This is a genomic window from Streptomyces sp. NPDC051133 (genome assembly GCF_040682635.1).
Classification (GTDB): Bacteria; Actinomycetota; Actinomycetes; order Streptomycetales; family Streptomycetaceae; genus Streptomyces.
Window position 1 is genome coordinate 45,388 of record NZ_JBFBBK010000038.1, and the last position, 16,801, is coordinate 62,188.

18 protein-coding genes and 5 pseudogenes are annotated in these 16,801 nt (G+C 68.2%); 13 read left to right on the plus strand and 10 right to left on the minus strand.

Annotation, left to right across the window (positions count from 1 at the left end):
* Window positions 1-320: 320 nt before the first annotated feature.
* Window positions 321-1,124 (plus strand): annotated as a pseudogene (locus tag AB0N17_RS31885) (helix-turn-helix transcriptional regulator); the annotation flags it as partial.
* A gap of 295 nt (window positions 1,125-1,419) precedes the next feature.
* A complete protein-coding gene (locus AB0N17_RS31890; protein ID WP_366015052.1) occupies window positions 1,420-1,677 on the plus strand; it encodes a hypothetical protein in 258 nt (85 codons plus the stop codon).
* A gap of 583 nt (window positions 1,678-2,260) precedes the next feature.
* Here the strand turns inward: AB0N17_RS31890 and AB0N17_RS31895 are convergent.
* On the minus strand, window positions 2,261-2,662 hold the full coding sequence (locus tag AB0N17_RS31895; RefSeq protein ID WP_366015053.1) for a hypothetical protein: 402 nt from the start codon (window positions 2,660-2,662) through the stop codon (window positions 2,261-2,263).
* Between the two features lie 813 nt (window positions 2,663-3,475).
* Here AB0N17_RS31895 and AB0N17_RS31900 point away from each other — a divergent pair.
* On the plus strand, window positions 3,476-4,141 hold the full coding sequence (locus tag AB0N17_RS31900; RefSeq protein ID WP_366015054.1) for a Type 1 glutamine amidotransferase-like domain-containing protein: 666 nt from the start codon (window positions 3,476-3,478) through the stop codon (window positions 4,139-4,141).
* 145 nt (window positions 4,142-4,286) lie between these two features.
* On the opposite strand, the pseudogene AB0N17_RS31905 reads toward AB0N17_RS31900, so the two are convergent.
* Window positions 4,287-4,634, minus strand: a pseudogene (locus tag AB0N17_RS31905) (ATP-binding protein); the annotation flags it as partial.
* 209 nt (window positions 4,635-4,843) lie between these two features.
* On the opposite strand from AB0N17_RS31905, the gene AB0N17_RS31910 reads away from it, so the two are divergent.
* Both AB0N17_RS31910 and AB0N17_RS31915 read left to right on the plus strand, forming a co-directional pair.
* Window positions 4,844-5,635, plus strand: coding sequence for a hypothetical protein (locus AB0N17_RS31910; RefSeq protein WP_366015055.1), 792 nt, complete (start codon window positions 4,844-4,846; stop codon window positions 5,633-5,635).
* Between the two features lie 10 nt (window positions 5,636-5,645).
* Window positions 5,646-6,059 carry a hypothetical protein gene (locus AB0N17_RS31915; protein ID WP_366015087.1) on the plus strand — a complete coding sequence of 138 codons (414 nt, stop codon included), beginning with the start codon at window positions 5,646-5,648 and terminating at the stop codon, window positions 6,057-6,059.
* Between the two features lie 318 nt (window positions 6,060-6,377).
* On the opposite strand, the pseudogene AB0N17_RS31920 reads toward AB0N17_RS31915, so the two are convergent.
* Both AB0N17_RS31920 and AB0N17_RS31925 read right to left on the minus strand, forming a co-directional pair.
* A pseudogene (locus AB0N17_RS31920) lies at window positions 6,378-6,593 on the minus strand (NTP pyrophosphohydrolase); the annotation flags it as partial.
* A 107-nt stretch (window positions 6,594-6,700) separates the two neighbouring features.
* Entirely contained in the window at window positions 6,701-7,429 is a 729-nt protein-coding gene (locus tag AB0N17_RS31925; RefSeq protein WP_366015056.1) for a TetR/AcrR family transcriptional regulator, read from the minus strand.
* A gap of 87 nt (window positions 7,430-7,516) precedes the next feature.
* Here AB0N17_RS31925 and AB0N17_RS31930 point away from each other — a divergent pair, with 87 nt between their 5' ends.
* Window positions 7,517-8,377, plus strand: coding sequence for an SDR family oxidoreductase (locus AB0N17_RS31930; protein ID WP_366015057.1), 861 nt, complete (start codon window positions 7,517-7,519; stop codon window positions 8,375-8,377).
* 189 nt (window positions 8,378-8,566) lie between these two features.
* Window positions 8,567-8,911, plus strand: a complete 345-nt coding sequence (locus tag AB0N17_RS31935) for a transposase (protein WP_366015058.1) — start codon at window positions 8,567-8,569, stop codon at window positions 8,909-8,911.
* A gap of 259 nt (window positions 8,912-9,170) precedes the next feature.
* Here the strand turns inward: AB0N17_RS31935 and AB0N17_RS31940 are convergent.
* The 3 genes and pseudogenes from AB0N17_RS31940 to AB0N17_RS31950 all read right to left on the minus strand — a co-directional run.
* Window positions 9,171-9,269, minus strand: a pseudogene (locus AB0N17_RS31940) (IS5/IS1182 family transposase); the annotation flags it as partial.
* A 163-nt stretch (window positions 9,270-9,432) separates the two neighbouring features.
* The gene (locus AB0N17_RS31945; RefSeq protein WP_366015059.1) at window positions 9,433-9,858 is read right to left on the minus strand and encodes a DUF4267 domain-containing protein; all 426 of its coding nucleotides are present in this window, start codon (window positions 9,856-9,858) and stop codon (window positions 9,433-9,435) included.
* 186 nt (window positions 9,859-10,044) lie between these two features.
* Window positions 10,045-10,491: a DUF1772 domain-containing protein gene (locus AB0N17_RS31950; RefSeq protein WP_366015060.1), complete on the minus strand. Its 447-nt coding sequence runs from the start codon at window positions 10,489-10,491 to the stop codon at window positions 10,045-10,047.
* Between the two features lie 90 nt (window positions 10,492-10,581).
* On the opposite strand from AB0N17_RS31950, the gene AB0N17_RS31955 reads away from it, so the two are divergent.
* From AB0N17_RS31955 to AB0N17_RS31965, 3 genes are all read left to right on the plus strand, one after another.
* Window positions 10,582-11,160, plus strand: coding sequence for a TetR/AcrR family transcriptional regulator (locus tag AB0N17_RS31955; protein ID WP_366015061.1), 579 nt, complete (start codon window positions 10,582-10,584; stop codon window positions 11,158-11,160).
* Window positions 11,161-11,593: 433 nt separating this feature from the next.
* A complete protein-coding gene (locus tag AB0N17_RS31960) occupies window positions 11,594-11,968 on the plus strand; it encodes a hypothetical protein (protein ID WP_366015062.1) in 375 nt (124 codons plus the stop codon).
* Window positions 11,969-12,161: 193 nt separating this feature from the next.
* On the plus strand, window positions 12,162-12,548 hold the full coding sequence (locus tag AB0N17_RS31965; protein WP_366015063.1) for a metalloregulator ArsR/SmtB family transcription factor: 387 nt from the start codon (window positions 12,162-12,164) through the stop codon (window positions 12,546-12,548).
* 199 nt (window positions 12,549-12,747) lie between these two features.
* On the opposite strand, the gene AB0N17_RS31970 is transcribed toward AB0N17_RS31965, so the two are convergent.
* Entirely contained in the window at window positions 12,748-13,032 is a 285-nt protein-coding gene (locus AB0N17_RS31970; protein ID WP_366015064.1) for a hypothetical protein, read from the minus strand.
* A 19-nt stretch (window positions 13,033-13,051) separates the two neighbouring features.
* Between AB0N17_RS31970 and AB0N17_RS31975 the strand changes: the two genes are divergently transcribed.
* The gene (locus tag AB0N17_RS31975) at window positions 13,052-13,378 is read left to right on the plus strand and encodes a hypothetical protein (RefSeq protein WP_366015065.1); all 327 of its coding nucleotides are present in this window, start codon (window positions 13,052-13,054) and stop codon (window positions 13,376-13,378) included.
* A gap of 587 nt (window positions 13,379-13,965) precedes the next feature.
* Here AB0N17_RS31975 and AB0N17_RS31980 read toward each other — a convergent pair.
* The gene (locus AB0N17_RS31980) at window positions 13,966-14,328 is read right to left on the minus strand and encodes a hypothetical protein (protein ID WP_366015066.1); all 363 of its coding nucleotides are present in this window, start codon (window positions 14,326-14,328) and stop codon (window positions 13,966-13,968) included.
* Between the two features lie 275 nt (window positions 14,329-14,603).
* Here AB0N17_RS31980 and AB0N17_RS31985 point away from each other — a divergent pair.
* A pseudogene (locus AB0N17_RS31985) lies at window positions 14,604-14,857 on the plus strand (NADP oxidoreductase); the annotation flags it as partial.
* Between the two features lie 104 nt (window positions 14,858-14,961).
* Here AB0N17_RS31985 and AB0N17_RS31990 read toward each other — a convergent pair.
* Window positions 14,962-15,555 carry a helix-turn-helix domain-containing protein gene (locus AB0N17_RS31990; RefSeq protein WP_366015067.1) on the minus strand — a complete coding sequence of 198 codons (594 nt, stop codon included), beginning with the start codon at window positions 15,553-15,555 and terminating at the stop codon, window positions 14,962-14,964.
* Window positions 15,556-15,680: 125 nt separating this feature from the next.
* Between AB0N17_RS31990 and AB0N17_RS31995 the strand changes: the two genes are divergently transcribed.
* On the plus strand, window positions 15,681-16,790 hold the full coding sequence (locus tag AB0N17_RS31995) for an NAD(P)/FAD-dependent oxidoreductase (RefSeq protein ID WP_366015068.1): 1,110 nt from the start codon (window positions 15,681-15,683) through the stop codon (window positions 16,788-16,790).
* The last annotated feature ends 11 nt before the right edge of the window (window positions 16,791-16,801 follow it).

Sequence of the window (16,801 nt, forward strand, 5' to 3'; positions counted from 1 at the left end):
GGACTGAAGCGCGAAGGTGTGATAGCCCGACAGGGTCCCGGATCATGGCCCACCTTGCACGGCATGCGCGCGGTGCCCTGCCACTTCGGCGTGCGCGGCCATCCCGTATCCGCGTCGGCTCGATGCCGGTGCCGTCGGCCCCGCCCTGTGCCGCGGCTTGGCCACCGCCGCTATACAGGCTGGCAAAGACCTCATCGAGACCGCACGCCACGGCGGCTGCCGAGGTGCCCCAGGTAGGCCTCCAACCGTACGCGATTCGTACGCCAGCCGTAGGCACTTTGTGCGCTTTACGGGGTAGGGTGCCGGTCAGGAGGCGTTGCATCTCCGAGCTTTTCGACGCCGTCGACGCGCTGGTCGCGTCCCGCTCACCGCTGCCGCCGACGGAGGAACGCAAGCGTCTCCGCATGGCGCACGGCCTCACGCTGGACGACGTGGCCAGCGCGCTGAAGGTGCGCCGGGCCACGGTGTCCGGCTGGGAGTCGGTGCACAAGCCAACCGGTGCACAAGCCAACCGAGCCGCGCGGCGAGGCACGCGAGGCGTATGCGCGACTGCTGGGCAAGCTCTCGCAGCTCTACCCCCTGCCTTCCCTGGGCTTAGCGTCAGCGCCGGTCACGGACTCTGCCCACAGGTCCGGTCTGCGAGCCCTGCGGTCACGACTGCACCCGAGGCCCCTCAGGGCGCACCTGCTCCCGAGCAGGCCCCGCCGAGCCCGGCGCCCACCGCCAAGGCCACGTCGACGTTGCGCCGCCCGGGCACGAGAGAGACGACACCAGCGAACACTGCGACGGCCACCGGCCCGCGGTTCGTGAACGGACCGCTCGCGGTCATCGACGTCGACGCCGACGGCCAGGTGCTGGCGTACTGCACGGGCGGCCTGGTCCTGCACGTGCCCGCCAAGTCCTTCCCGGCCCTGGTGGAGTGGACGCTCGACGAGGCGAAGCTCGGGCAGCCGAAGTTGTCTGGGCCGGGCAAGGACGCCGACGCGCTGCTCGTGCTCACCGAGGCCGCGCTGGAGCGCTACGGCCTCCCGGTCGCTCTCACCGATGAGGAGCGGCTCGCCGGTGGGCTCCCGGAGAGCCACAAGGTCGTCAAGCAGCTGGCGCGCGCCCAGTGGAAGCTGTCGGATCCGGAGGCGCGCCGGTCGACGGCGGGTGGGATGCGGGGGAGTGGGCCGGGTCCGGGAAGATGGGTCAGTTGCCGGCCGTCGCGAACAGCGTCCACGCGCTCGCCGAGCTCCTGCGCGGTCCCCTGCTGGTGGCGCGGTCTGGCCCCGCGGACGGCAAGCTCGCCATCGCTTACCAGGCCGCACTCCACCTCGCTGCCATCCTCATCTGGGCCCGCAGGCGACCCAGATCCGCAGCTGAACTGATCACGGTGAACCCACCCAGTTACCCTTGCTTCTGCGTGAAGATCAATCCATGGACGACCTCGTGAAGTTCCTTCGGGACCGCAATATGGAGGACAACCACGCCTACGCCGAGGTGGCTCACCGCTTCGGCGCCGACGCCCTCCTCGACAGCCACCTTCCGATGCTCGACCTGGTCGACACGCTGGCCAGGGACTGCCAGGCAATGGACCCGGCGGATTCACGTCACGCAGGGCTCGCCTATGCGATCAAAGTGCTGGCGCAGTCCTACGCCGAGCACTCCCGGTACCGCCAGGAGTGGCGTCCGTAGGCCGACCATAGAGACATCCCCAGATGCAAGACGGCCCAGCACGGCGGTTTCGGCTGCCCAAGCCAAGCCGCGATCGAGTTCGTCCACGCATCGCCCCCAAGGTGTCTCCCACCCGTGCTGCCGGAACCCCACCGCACCACCATGCGTGACACAGCGAAGGCGACAGACGCCGCGGCCACGCCCGCCCGGTTTCTTCCCGAGGGCCCTGACCGTCCGATCATCCGCCGGTCGACATGTAACAGGGGGCGGCGGAGCAGGGCGAACGCCCGGCGGCGCCCGGGTCGAGGGTGCCGCGCTCGGCGGCGGCCGCCACGTGCCGAAGCACGGCGGATTGCGGCGGGCCGTCGTCGAGGAGGAGCGCGCCGTGCCAAGGCTGCGGCCAGCCGTCCATGCCCACGAAGTCGAACGGGACCGACGTACCAGCATTGCTCGTTCTTCAGGCGTTCATCGGGTCCAGACGCTCGATGGCGGACCAGGCGTCGGGCAGACGGTCCCCGTCGTGGCGGGCGACCGCATCGACGGTGCCGTCCTCGCATACGAGCCGCCCCGAGCACCGGGAACGGTGCGCGGGGTGGCTGTGTGTCTAGCAGTGAGGCAGACCCCCGGGCGAGAGCCGGAACCTCAGGTCGCCGTCCACATACGGTCCGTAGGTCCAGGTATACGGTTCGTCGACATAGATGCCGTTCGCGATGACCGCAGAGGTGCGGTACCAGACGTCGCCGGTAGTGCCGACGTATCCACCGGACACCCAGCAGTCCACAAGAACCTGATCGTTCGGCGGCGAGAGGGTGAGGTCGTCGGCCTTGCCGCATGTCGCGTAGGGGCATGTGTAGACACCCACGTGGTAGGGGGTGTCCAGCGTGGCCCACTGCGGGTTGGAGCCGTGGTTGTTCGAGTTCGGGTCGGCGGACGCCTGCGAGGTCACGCCGAGGATGGATGCCCCCGCTATGGCGAGCGCGGCGAGCGCCTTGATCGAACGAGTCATGATGTGTTCCCCCTGTTTGTGGCGGCGGCCGGCCATGGACGCCGGACGTTCGAGTTGTTTGCATCGATTGGGCCGGCCTTGCGCGAAGCGGCCTGACCATGCTCCTTCGGGTAGCCGGGTGGAGTCTCGTTCCCGTACAAGTCCGTACACCCCGGACGGCCCCTGTCGGCCGACCCGAATGTAGGACGGCGCTCTGATTTCGATCGTGCATGACGGCTCGCTCAGGGGCCGTGGTGCACGATCGAGGCTATGGGCTGTTGTCCTAGGTCCGTCCTAGGACTGTCCTGGTGCCCTCCGTGCACACGAGCGCATGTGACAGGTCGGATGCCTTGTTGGTGACAACCAGGCTGCTACGACCGTTTCCCATCACCAACTCAGCCGGACCGCTGGTGACAACTCCTGAGCTTCGGCTCATTTCAAGCGAACGACCTGGCCATTCTCGCGCGAGTCAACGGACACCACTTCCTCGGAGCAGGGCCCTGGTTGGCTTCGTTCACTTCAAGCAGCAGCGTTTGTCCTTCAGTTTGGGTGGCGATGGGCGGTCGGCGGGGCCGTGGATGTTCACGAGAAATGACGAAATGACGTCAGAACTCCTCCTCGCACCCGCAGAGTTAAACAGCGCGGCCTGTGGCCCGTTGGAAGTGGGATGCGAGTGCCTGGCCTTCGGCCCCAATCAGGACCGAGAGCTCGTGCTCCGTGAGTCCGAGTGCCTGTTCCGAGTGCCTGTTCCTGATGCAGCCATGACATGGTGGTGTCTGTGACGCGTTGACGAACGGCTCGTTGTTGACGCATGCGGCGCTCCTTGGGAAGGGCATGATGAAGCTTCTCCTCACCGACTCCGGCGTCAAGAACGCGAGCATTCAGGATGCGTTGGTTGACCTCCTGGGTAAGCCGATTGCCGAGTCCAGCGCCCTGTGCATCCCCACCGCGGGATATGGGGGCCCGGGCGCCGATCCGGGCGGGCCATGGCGATTCGTCAGCGGACGATCTTTCAGCCCCATGACCGAACTGGGGTGGAAGTCGGTGGGCGTGTTGGAGCTCACCGCGCTGCCCAGTATCGAGGCGGCGCTCTGGGTCTCCTGGGTCCGGGAGGCCGACGTCCTGCTGGTCAACGGCGGTGACACGCTGTACCTGTGCCACTGGATGCGGGAGTCAGGGCTGGCGGAACTCCTGCCGTCGCTGCCCGACACGGTCTACGTGGGTCTCAGCGCCGGGAGCTGTGTGATGACCCCCCGCATCGGGGAGGAGTTCGTGGGCTGGAAGCCGCCCACCGGCGGCGACAGCGCGCTGGGCGTGGTCGATTTTTCGATCTTCCCGCACCTGGATCATCCGGGTTGTCCTGAGAACACCCTGGCCGCGGCAGAACGATGGGCAGCCCAGATCGCGGGTCCGGCGTATGCGATTGACGAGCAGACCGCCATCAAGGTGGCCCACGGCGCTGTCGAAGTGGTCTCCGAGGGCCACTGGAAGTCATTTTAGACCGAGGTCGTGCTCGGCGGTGTCCGCACTCATCGCGATGAAGCCGGGCGAGCACGAGCTCCAGGTTCAAGGATGGGTTCACACTTCGTGGGGACGGCCCGCCGCCCGTGGGGGCGGCGGGCCGTCGAGGAGGGGTCTGCAGGTGTCAGCCGATCTTGGTGGGTTCCTCGACCCGGGCGTGGGTGGAGGCGAGCCGGTAGGAGTCGGTGCCGGTCTCGATGATCGTGCCGTTGAAGGCCAGCCGGTCGACGATGGTCGCGCAGAGCCGGGGGTCGGTGAAGGTCTTCGTCCAGCTGCCGAACGACTCGTTGGAGGCGATGGCGACGCTGTTCTTCTCCTCGCGCTCGGTCACGATCTGGAACAGCAACTCGGCGCCCTGCCGGTCCAGTTCCACGTATCCCGACTCATTGATGCACAAAAGATCGACGCGGCCGTAGCGGGCGATGGTCTTGGTGAGTTGCTTCTCGTCGGCGGTCTCGACCAGCTCGTTCACCGGTCCTCGCTCTCGTCCTGCGTGGCCGCCGTTGCGAGCCGGGCCTGAACGAACAGATCGTGGACGCCGTGCTCGCCACCTCGCCTACACGAAGTAACCGGTAAGCACCGTAAGGACGATGGGGGTTCTCCATGCCGCGTTCCAACTGGCCACTCCTTCGGGGCCGCACCCGGCCACTCAAGATGAAGGAGTGGGGCGACCTGGCCGTCATGGACCCCGACGCCCGCAAGCAGCCGCGCGGACGAGCGTTCCTGGCGGCCGAGAAAGACTGGCTGCACATCGACGCCGGAAGCGCCCCGGAGAACCCCATCGTCACCCTCTACGCCGGAGAGGACCCGGGAGCAGAGAGCGGCTGGGACGAGGTCGAAGAGATCACTGTGACCTCCACGACCGGCTTCCTCGCCCTGTGCGACAGCGGATACGAGCCTCTGCGCAAAGAGAACCTCGCCACCGCGGGAGCCGGCCCCTACCTGATCCGCGTCCATGCCAGTGACCGGTCCACGGACGGCAAGAAGCCCGGCTTCCTCATTCAGATCATCCCCGGCGAACGTACGAGCACGCAGCCCGAGCCGCCCTCCCTCACGATCGAGCAGGCCGCCGGCCCACTCCTGGTACGAACGTCCTTCGAACGGTCGGTCGAGTGGGTACGCTTGCTGCAGAGCCTCGAAAAAGGCTCGCAGCACTACGAGTCGATCACCGTCATCGACAACCACACCTACGCCGGTTTCACGGCAGATGAACTTCAGGCGCGTATCGGCCGCGATGACGAGGGCTGGCCCGACAGCACTCTCATCCTCATCGCCGACGAACGGGCACTGGACTCCGCGGAGTTTCCGCTGCTGGCAGTGAACAACCTGCCCGACGATGACGACGATCCGTTCAGGATCACCCTCGCAGCGGCCGGCTCCTTCCTCGTCAACATGCAGCTGGCGAACACGAGCTTCGGCGACTGGGGCCGTGGCGTAGACGCCGATGGTGTCTACCGGGAAGAGCATTACTGACAGTGCTTGCGTGAGGGGACTGATGGTGGAGACTTCCTCGGCTTCAGGCGATGTGCTGGAGCCGATCAGGCAGCACCTGCGAGACCGTTCCGATGGCGTCGACGTGGGTCCTGGCTGGCGGCAGTTGGTGCTTGAGTGCCATCAGGCGGTTGTCGCGGAGTTCCCTAAGTACGAGCTCCTGGCCGTGAAGCAGAAGTGGGGGGCTTTGGCCTTCCAGGCGTTCCCGCGGCCGTGGAAGCCTGGCGGCAGCTGGACAGCTGCGGAGTACTCGCGTCTTCATGCTGTCACTGATGCGTTCGCCGGCCGCAGCGAGGGCATCTGTGAGCGCTGTGGTGCCGATGGCTCACTGCGGGAGAGCCGACGGGTCCACCTCGCGCTGCGTGATCGGTGCGAGACGCTCGTTCCGGAGCACGGTCGTCTCTGACCGGTGCTGGTTGCTCGTCATCGCGCAGGCCAAAGAGAGATGCCTGCCAGCTGGGGCCCGGCGAGGTAGATCGTGTCGGCCTTCTCGTAGGGGGCGGCGATGCCCCGCCCCTGCTTGAGGACTCCGGTGCCGGCAGCGGCACCACATGGGACGGCGGAACACCCCCGCGCCCGCGGGGGTGGTTCGGTGCACCTGGGCCTCCCCGGCCGAGAGAGACGCCGTCGTCCCCGCGCCTGTGGGGGTAGTCCCGACAGCTTCCGCACCGGCGGCGGCAGCCAGTGGTGCTCCCCGTGCCCGAGCCGGAAAACAGTGCCTGGGCTCGCCGACGCCGACGGCGCCACCGACCGCGACCTCATAGAGCCCGGGGAAGCGCGACAGTTGCTCCGGCCGCCGGTGGACGAGGATCCGGCCACGCTCATCACGGCACATCGTCACGGCGACCCGATGCAGCCAACTCTCCCGGACGGCCTGCCGACGGGTGACTGCCCCCACCGCACGATCTTGACCGTCGACACGCTCCACCAGTTCATCCACGAAGCACACCCTGGCAGAGCGCACTGACAACGCCGTTTTCTCGGCGGTACCAACCGTTCTCGGGCATCAGCCGTTTTCGCGCTGCGCAGACGGAGCCAGACGCGCGATCAGGCATGTGGAGTGTCTCTGTCCGCTGCGAGGCGGGTGAGCCACTCGCGGAGCAGGAGCTGCTCGGCGTCGCTCAGGACATCCGCGTCGTCGGGGAGTGCGGCGCGTAGCGCGCGGGCCGCTGAGGTGGTGCCGGTCTCCGTGACGGGGATGGTCGGTTCGGCGCGGGTGATGGCGGTGACCATGGCCTCGCGGAGGGAGGTCAGCAGCGCCGGACTGCGGCGGTCTGCCGGGGTGGAGTGCCAGGTGGTGACCGCGCCTCGTCCGGTGGCCTGGATGATCTGGGCAGCCAGCTCCTCGTCGACCCGCAGCCATCCTCCGGCCGCCAGTCGGCGCACCCGGCCGCGGAGGATCTCCAGGCCCGCGCGGTGTGCCATGTCCGCCTCCCGGCCGGTGGCCCTGTCCATCACGGCGAACAGCCCGGGGTGGGAGATCCCGAACTCCACCACTGTGTCCCAGCCGCGGCGAAGGTCCTCCACCACGTCCTGTGGTTCGGGATCGAGCTGCGCGCGCTTGCTCTCCAGGAACTGCGCGTAGCCGTGCTCCGCGACCGCCTCAAGGAGACCTTCCTTGTCGCCGAAGAGCCGGTAGATCGCCGGCGGCTGCATCCCGGCCGCGGCGGCGACCGCCCGGGTGCTCACCGCATCCGGGCCGCCCTTCTCCAGTAGGTCGACGGCTGCCTCGACGATGCGGCGACGAGGGCTGTCGGTGGTGTCACGCGTAACCATGAATCGATGATATCGAAGATTTGATTCCACTGATTTTCCAGTGTTAACGTAAAGATGGTTCCACTGGAAACAGCGTCGGGAGAACTCGTGATCATCGTGACCGGAGCCACCGGAAAGCTCGGCCACCGCACCGTCGAACGCCTCCTGGAGCGCGTCCCCGCCAACCGCGTCGGCGTCAGCGTCCGCGACCCCCGCAAGGCCCAGGACCTTGCCGACCGCGGCGTCCGTGTCCGGCAGGGCAGCTTCGACGACCCCGCCTCGCTCCTCCATGCCTTCGAAGGGGCCGAGCAGCTGCTCCTCGTCTCCCTCGACCGCACGGGCGAGGAATGCGTCACCGGTCATCGCGCCGCCATCGACGCCGCCGTGAAAGCAGGCGTCGGCCGTATCCTCTACACCAGCCAAATGGGCGCTGCCCACGACTCTCGCTTCCAGGCGTGCCGCGACCACGCCCGAACCGAGGACCTGCTGCGCGCCACCGGCCTGCCCTGGACCGCGCTGCGCAACGGCTTCTACGCGTCCAGCGCCTTGCAGTTCCTGGAGTCCGCCCGCCACACCGGCGACATCGCCCTCCCCGCCGACGGCCCCGTCGCCTGGACCGGCCACGACGACCTCGCCGACGCCACCGCCGCAATCCTCGCCGACGAGGGCCGCTTCGAAGGGCCCACCCCGCCACTCACCGGCGCGGCGGCGCTCGACTTCGGCACCGTCGCCGAGATCGCCTCCCAGGCCACCGGACGGCCCTTCACCCGCACCGTCATTCCCGACGACGCCTTCCACGAGCAGGCCTTGGCGCACGGCGCCCCGGCCCCGATCGCCGACCTGATGCTGAGCATCTTCGCAGCAGCACGCAATGGTGAGTTCACCACCGTCGGCTCAACGCTCGCCGAGCTGATCGGGCGAGACCCCGCCACCTTCGGCGCCCTGCTCGCGCGCGCCTGGGCCGAATAGCCCGGTACGACGCAGGGTGTGGGCGCGCAAGGACGCACCCGGCGACGCACCGTCCCCGCCATAGCTGGATCAGGAAGGCACGCGCCTTCGAGCCGATGTGTTCAAGAAATGCCTCCCTGAAACCCTGGAGATCCCTTCGAGGGACGGCGAGCAGGCTGTTCGGGAGCTCGGATGGCTGGAGTCTTCGGGGTGTCCGTCAGCCTCAGCACGGTGCTGCGGCTCGTCGAGGCGCTGACCGAACCGGATCTGCCAGCCCCGAGAGTGGTCGGCGTCGACGAGTACGCGACGCGCAAAGACCGGCACTACGGCACGGTGCTGGTCGACGTGGAAACGCGACGGCCGGTGGACCTGCTGCCCGACCGGGAGGCATCAAGTCTGGCCGCCTGGCCGGCCAAAAGGCCAGGGATCGAGGGCGTCTGCCGGGACCGGGCCCCCTTCTTCGCCGAAGGCGGGCAGAGGGGCGGCCCTGCCATTGGCCGTGAAAGAGGTCTTCCGGAGGTGGTGGCGTTGGCGAGGAGTTCGACCGTGCGATAGGCGGCGGCCCCGGGACGATCCTGCGCTGATGACAGTCTGCAGGCCCCATTTGGGAGTGTGGGCGGCGCTGGGCACGGTGGCTGGTGAGGCCGAGCCGGCGGGCAGCGACGATTATCGACTCGTGGTCCCCCGGTGCCGTGTCCCCGGCGACGGCGACGGCGACGGCGACGGCGACGGCGACAGCGTCCGGCCGGGTGCGGGGGCGGCCGACGGGCCCGTGGACCCGGATCTTCCGCAGGACGGGGATGAACTGCGGTTCGTCGGCCGCCTGTCCGGCGGTCAGGACGAACGCCGGCGGGTTGCACCTGGGGTCGGTGGCGAGGTGGATCCTGCTGGTCCGGCCGCCTCGCGAGCGCCCCGAGAGGGCGGTCTTGAGGTGGAGCCTTCCCCGGCGGCGAACCCGTCTCGTCCCTCCTGCTCGGGGACCGCTTCGGCGTCGCGACCGCTTTGTTCTTCGGGGTTGCCGATCGGTAGGTGCGGCTCGCTGAGCCCACGGAATGATCACGACCCGCCCTGCCGCCCTAGGCGGGCTGCGGAGCGGGGGTTGCCGCAGCGGCCGCGACGTTGCGGGTCTCACGCATCATCAGCAGGCCGTTGACCACCATCAGTGTCGCGGTCAGGCAGTGGACGCCGAGCGCGGTGGCCACGGAGCCGTGGTGGACCAGCACGGTGGCCATGTCGCCGTACGCGGCGAGGGCCTCCACCAGCAGCACCCAGCCCAGCGCCCGGCGGTGGCCCGTCACCAGCAGGACGGCCAGGACCAGGGCCAGGACGACGTCACGGATTCCCTTGATGATCAGGAAGCCGTCGCCGTCGCCGGACGGCCAGCGCGGGAGGCCGAAGCCCGGCGCCGTCGCCTGCGGGCTCAGGATGAACTTCGTCCCGAACCAGAGGATGAAGAGGATGAAGGCGGCGGCCAGAACGGTATTGATCTTCTTGAGCGACATTGTTCTTCTCCTGTCGAGTCTTCGTCAGCTCGGTGAGTTCGTGGCGTTAGCTGAGTCGTTGCGCGCCACCTGACCGGCGTCGGCCCGCGGGGTCAGAAATCCGAAGCCTTGCAGGGCTCATGCCGACGGGCGCGAAAGCCGCCGGTGGACAGGGGCGGACCGGCCCATGTCGTGGCAGCGGTGGTATCAGACGAGGGCGGAGGCGAGCAGGGTGAAGGCGGCGATGATGACGGCGACGCGGACGTAGTGGTAGCGCTCCCAGCGGTGCAGCTGCTCCTTCCAGTCGGCGGGCCGGTTCTCGGGGGTCCAGGTCTTGTTCCGGTTGTTGATCGGGACGAGCAGCAGCATCGACATGACCACGCTGACGATCAGCAGGCCGGCGGCCGTGACGACGAGTCCGGCGCCGTGGTGGTGCCATCCGGCGACGGCCCAGATCGCGCTGAGGACGAGCGAGCCCATGTACCAGAACGGCATCAGCGCGCCGAGCATCCGGCCGCCGTGGGCGTGGCCGAGCTGGCCGCTGTCCTGGGGAAGCGCGTCCAGGATCCGGTTCATGATGAAGGCGACGGAGAACTCCACCCCCACCATCAGCCCGACGACGACGGTGGTGACGACCTCAAGTGCGTTGAGCATCACGATCCCTCCGTGAACTAGCGTTGCTAGCTGATGAGGCAACGCTAGTACTGCTGCCGCTCGATTGTCTAGCGATGCTAGAATTGATTCATGTCAGTACAGGAACGCAAGCAGCGCGAACGGGCGGAGCGCGAGCGCCTCATCGTGGCGACGGCCCGCGAACTCGCCGAGCAGGAGGGCTGGGACGCAGTCACCACCCGCCGGCTCGCCGAGCGCATCGAATACAGTCAGCCCGTCCTCTACAGCCACTTCCGGGGCAAGCGCGAGATCATCGGCGCCGTCGCCCTTCAGGGGGCCGCCGAGCTGGCCACGGCAGTGCGGGCCGCGACGTCCGCCGCGGACGGCCCGCGCTCGCGGGTCGCCGCCCTCGCCCGCGCCTACCTCGACTTCGCCGCACGCAACCCGGCTGTCTACGACGCCTTGTTCCAGCTCGACGGCGGCCTGGCGTACGCGCAGGAGGACACCCCCGAGCCTCTGAAGGACGCCTTCGCCGCCCTGCTGGAGACTCTCGGTGAGGTCGCCGGCGAGGGCGTCCGCCCGGGGCTGTTCACCGAGGCGTTCTGGGCGGCCCTGCACGGCCTTGCGACCCTGACCCGCGCGGGTCGCCTGCTGCCCGAGGACGCCGAGCCGAGGGTGGATCTGCTGGTGGACCGGCTCGCCATGGTCTGACACACCGCCCAGGCGGGCACGCGGCCGGGCCCGGGCCCCGGCCTCTGCCTGCCTGCGGCAACGCTTCTGTTCGAGCCCTGGCCTTGGTGTGCGACGCCCCGTCAACCCTGCGTCGGCGGGGCGTGCTGCCGTGGTGTGGACCGCCATCACGAACGGGCCGACCCGGAAGCGCGCCGCCGTGGGTTCGCCGCCGTGTGCCACCCGGCTGCCGGACCACTTCAACGGCCGACCGTTTCCTGCTCGGGCGCAGCTTAGGCCTCAGCCGATCGACAATTCTGCTCGACGAATTGTCACATCCAGCGGCCTTCCGATCATCCTGGATCGTTCTCGAGCAGGCTTCTCTTGCGTCGGGTCAATGCACATACGGTGCGATCACAGGCGGTGGGCCCGGAAACGGAGCCGGCCGCAGCCGACAACCAAGGGGAGGGCACCGATGGCTACGGTGGAAGTGGCGTTGAAGGAAATGATGACCGGGATCGAGGGGGCGATGGGGGCGGCTGTCGTCGACTACACCAGCGGCATGGCCCTGGGCACCCTGGGCGGGGGCAAGGACCTGGACCTGACGGTCGCCGCTGCCGGCAACACGGATGTGATCCGCGCCAAGGTTCGCACCATGGAGCTTCTCGGGCTCAAGAGCCAGATCGAGGACATCCTGATCACGCTGGGCAAGCAGTACCACCTCATCCGGCCGGTGACCGGCCGGAACGGAAACGGACTGTTCCTGTACCTCGTGATCGACAAGGACCGCTCGAACCTGGCCATGGCCCGCCACCAGGTCAAGCGGATCGAAGAGCAACTCGAGGTCTAGCCTCCTCTGAGGCCGGGCTGACGCACGCTCTTCAATTGAAGACTTCTTCAAGCCGTCACATGGAGAGGTCGACAATTCATGAACGGAAGCCGCCCGGACCGAGAAAAATGAACAGGCAGGAGTCGTGGTGCGGCTGTGTCCTCGGGGCGCCGCCGCACCACGAGAGGCCACCTAGACAGGCAGGAAGAGCGCTATGCAGGTTCCTCTCTACCAAGCCAAAGCAGAGTTCTTCCGCATGCTTGGACACCCCACACGCATCAGGGTCCTGGAACTTCTGCAACACGGCCCAGTCCCTGTCCGGGACTTGCTCGCCGACATCGAAATCGAGCCCTCCAACCTCTCGCAACAGCTGGCCGTCCTGCGTCGCGCGGGCATCGTCGTGTCCACACGAGAGGGCTCCACCGTCACGTACGCGCTCGCCGGCGGCGACGTGGCCGAACTCCTGCGCGCCGCCCGCCGCATCCTCACTGAGCTTCTGGCCGGACGGAACCAGCTCCTGGCCGAATTGCAGCAGACCGACGCCTGCCCGCCACAAACAATGAAAGCCACCAAACCCTCCGTCGAGAGCGGCGCCCGCTGAGCGGAACCCACGCTTGTGCCATCGCTGCTCCCGACGGGCATGTCCCTGTGCGTCGTCAGGACAGCTGGGTGACCCGGATCTCAGCCTCCGGGCGAAAGGCAGGGCCGGCCTCGGGCCCGGTATGAGCAGCGGCGTACACAGCCCTCCGCCGTCGGTCGGCCGCGGGTGCCCGGGCACCAGAAGGCCGCATCGGTGCGCTTCACCGCCGTTCCGGCTGCGTCGGAATTGCTGCCCGCGGTGGCATGAGGTCGGGCATGTACATGCCTGCGGCGAAAGGGGCGCTGTCCACGTAGACCACGCGCTCCAGGCGGTCACCGAGGAGCCCGGCTGTCCCGGTGACGGGAGCGGCCGCCTCCGCACGCTCGGCGAGTCCGGTCAGTGTCAGTGGCAGCACCGTGCGGCCGTGCCCCCGCAGAGCGCGGGCGGTGTCTTCCCAGGCCCACGCACCGAGCCAGGCGCCGGGAATGAGTACGAAGGTGGCCATGTGATTTCCCTGAGGTGAGGTGCTCGGGGAGCGTGTCTTCCACGACCCGCCCCCACCCCACCCCGCCCTGGTGCTGCCGCGCCAGCCCCCAAGGTTCCCCGTCGCGGCCCTGCGCACCACGCTGGTCGAAGCGGTCAGCGCAGGCCTCGCCGAAGATGTCGATCGGGCCGGGAAGGTGAAGAAGGTTGGCGTCTCCCTCGGGGACGTCAGGACCGACGTCGTCAAACTCCTCGACTGGTACATCCTGCGGGAACCGGACCGGACGCCGGTGCTCTTCGGCGAGATCTGCCTGAATGCCCGCCTGCGTCTCGGGCTTGAGCCCAGGGACGTCGGTGACCTCCTGTGACGATCCCTCCATCTCGACGGCCAGTTGGACGGCAAAACCGTCGACGCCCTGATGGACATGGCACTGCCGCCCTCCGCCACAAAAGCGGAGGGTTGCTAGAGATCTTTACTGCTGCGGGATACGACGGGTCGTAACGGCTGTCGTGGGCTGCGCTATGCCGGGAGGCTGAGGTACCCCGATGGCGGTGGGTCGACCGGCCGAGGAACGGGCTCGGCGTGAGGGAGTCCGGCTCGCGGCTGCCGATCTGATCAAAGCGGGGGCCAGTGACCGGGAGGTGGCCCGGCGGTTCAGGGTGACCGATGTCAGCGAACCGCTGGCGGCACGGTGGCTTCAGGGGGGCCGGCAAGCCCTGGCCTGGCTGACCGTCTACCGGCTGCCGTCGTATGCTCCGAGCTCAACCCCCTCAAGGGCGCGTGGTCGCATCTGAGGGGATCGCTGGCCAACCTCACCAGACACAGCCTCGACCAGCTCACCGCGTTGGTGAAGACGCGGCTGAGGCGGAGGCAGTACCGCCACTGCCTTGGAGGGACGCATCGCCAAAACCGGGCTCGACCTTCAACCGCCGTAACCTGAGCCGTTGAAGTTCTCTAGAGGGCGTCAAGGGGCAGCAGGTGCGGGGCGCGGATGCCGAGGATGCCGAAGACCTCGTCCTTCGCCGGCCCCCGCAGTTCCGCCATGAAGGCGGGGTCCGCGTGGCCCGTCCTGGCCCAGATTCCTCCGAGGGACTCCGCGCACTGCTGGGCCAGCACGCTGGTGAAGCCCTCGGCGCGAATGGTCCGGATCAGGCCCGACTCCACGAGTGGGCCGGAGAAGTCCTCCAGATACATCGCCGCGTCGTCCTTTTCATCCTCGCGTGCCGCGGGGTCGTCGAGGATTCCGACGAGCAGAACCGCCCGCTCCTCGGGTGGGATCTCCGCCCGGCCCACCGCCGCATTCTCGGGCGAGGTCACCGCCCAACTCTTCAGAGAGGTTTCATCCGCGGTGTGTGGCCGTCCCTTTCTGAACAGCCCCTGCAGGCAAGTCCTCATCTACAACAGATCCTCGATCCCGTCCACAATGCCGATGCCGATCACGCTACCTCCCAAGTTTCCGTCGACCACAGGCCCGACAGCGCCGCCGACAGACCCGAGGCTCACCCCGCACCTGGCGCGATCCGCAGCGAGAAGGGCTTCCGCTGAGGCGGACGGCCCATCGACTGCGCTGCCTGATCGCTCAGTTCGCCGACAACACGATGCTGTACACGGTGATGACCGAGCCCGCCGCGCTCGCCCAGCCGCCGACCGCCTTCCTCTCCGGCGAGGACTCACAGGCCAAGCAGGTCGTCCGCGGGTTGCTCGCGAACCTGGGCCGGCACGAGCAGTGGATCACGGACCTCGGTGGGATCGAGACCGCGCGGGCTGCTGAGGCCGCGATCCGTTCGTGCCGCACGTGATCCGATCCAGCGGATTCGCGCCCTTCGCAATCTCCATCGCCCGCTGACAGCCGGACCCGCCTCTTCATGACGCATGACCGTGGGACGTGGCGAGTTGGCGGGCCCGGCCAACCCTGTCACACGGCCCCCTTTCTCGTCCTCGCAGTCCGGGTCAGCTGCTCGGATGGGAGGCCGCCCAGCCGTGTTCGAGCAGCGCGAAGGCCTCGTCGGCGGCTCGGCGCGGCTCGGCATGCCGCAGGATGAGGGTGCGGGCCTCGAGGGAAAAACGGGCCAGGGCGGCGCAGCTGACGTCGTCCTCGGGGGCGCCCACGGCCTCGGCGATGACCCTCGCCAGGGCCGCTTCGTGGCGCGTCCACATGCGCTGGGCATAGTCGCGCAGCGCAGGGGTTTCCTGCACCAGGCGTGTGAAGTCGGCGAAGCGCGGGTCCGTTGCGTGGACGGCGAATTGAGTGTGTTTCAGCAGGAGGTGCTCGCGCAGCGCCTTCGGGATCGACTGGCCCGGCGGGCGCTCGCGCACGGCGGCGACGAGCTCTGCTTCCAGGTCGTCGTCCTGGTCGAAGACCAGGGCTTCCTTGCTGGAGAAGTGTTTGAAGAGAGTGGTCACCGAGACGTCGGCGTAGTCGGCGACGTCTTTGACGCCGACCTGGTCGTAGCCGCGTTCGAGGAAGAGCTCCAGTGCGGCGTCGGCCAGAGACTGGCGGGTCTGGGCCTTCTTGCGCTCGCGGCGCCCGGTTGGTTCGGTCACTCGCACACCGTACCGCGACGTGCATCCGATACGAAAGTGTAGTCGTTGCACTTATTGAGCGAATGTGCTTTCTTGGTGCTACTGGACCTCCCAGCGGCTCATCCACCTTCCGAGGGACACACCCCATGAACTCTGCTCGTGATCCCCGCATCGCGATTGTCGGCGCCGGCCTCGGCGGGCTCACCTGCGCCAGAATCCTGCAGCAACACGGCCGCTCGGTCACCGTCTTCGAACGCGAGGCCTCCGCCGACGCCCGACCGCAGGGCGGGACCCTCGACATGCATACCGACACCGGTCAGGCCGCCTTGGCCGCGGCGGGGCTCCTCGACCGATTCCACGCCCTTGCCCGCCCAGAAGGAGACGAGTGGCGCGTACTCGACTTCGCCACCGCCGCCCTCCTGGCACAGCAGGGGCCGTCCGACGACGGCGGAAAGCCGGAGATCGACAGAGGCCAGTTGCGCGGTCTCCTCCTGGATTCGCTCGCCGACGGCACGGTGGAGTGGAACCGCGCCGTCAGCGGAGTCACCCCGTTGACCGACGGCACCTGCCGACTGCTCTTCGGTGACGGCACCGCCGAGGGCTTCGATCTGGTGGTCGGTGCCGACGGAGCCTGGTCGCGCGTCCGCCCAGCCCTGACGCATGCCACACCCCGCTACACCGGCGTCACCTTCGTCGAGACCGGCTTCGATCACTGCGACTCCCGCCATCGCGACCTTGCGCGGCTGGTCGGCAACGGATCGATGCTGGCGAAGGGCACCGGCAGGACCCTGGTAGCACAGCGCAACAGCGACGGCCACATCCGCGCATACATCGCGTTCCGCGCGCCCCAGGACTGGCACGCGGCCGCCGGTATCGACCTCGACGATCAGCAGGCCGTGCGGACGCACCTGCTGAGGAAGTTCGACGGCTGGGACGAGAGCCTGCGCTACATTCTGCGGAACAGCGACAACGGGTTCACCAACCGATCCCTGTTCGTCCTGCCTGTTCCGCACACCTGGGAGCACGTTCCCGGCATCACCTTGCTCGGGGATGCCGCACACCTGATGCCCCCGGTTGGGCTAGGCGCCAATCTCGCCATGCTCGATGGCTCCGACCTCGCCCACGCCCTCGTCACCGAACCCAACGTCGACGACGCCGTCCGCGCCTACGAGAGCATCATGCTGCCACGCTCGATCGAAGCCGCGACAGGCAGTGCGCAAGGACTCGACCACCTCGTTCCCGCGACGGCCCCCTGAGCCGACTCCAC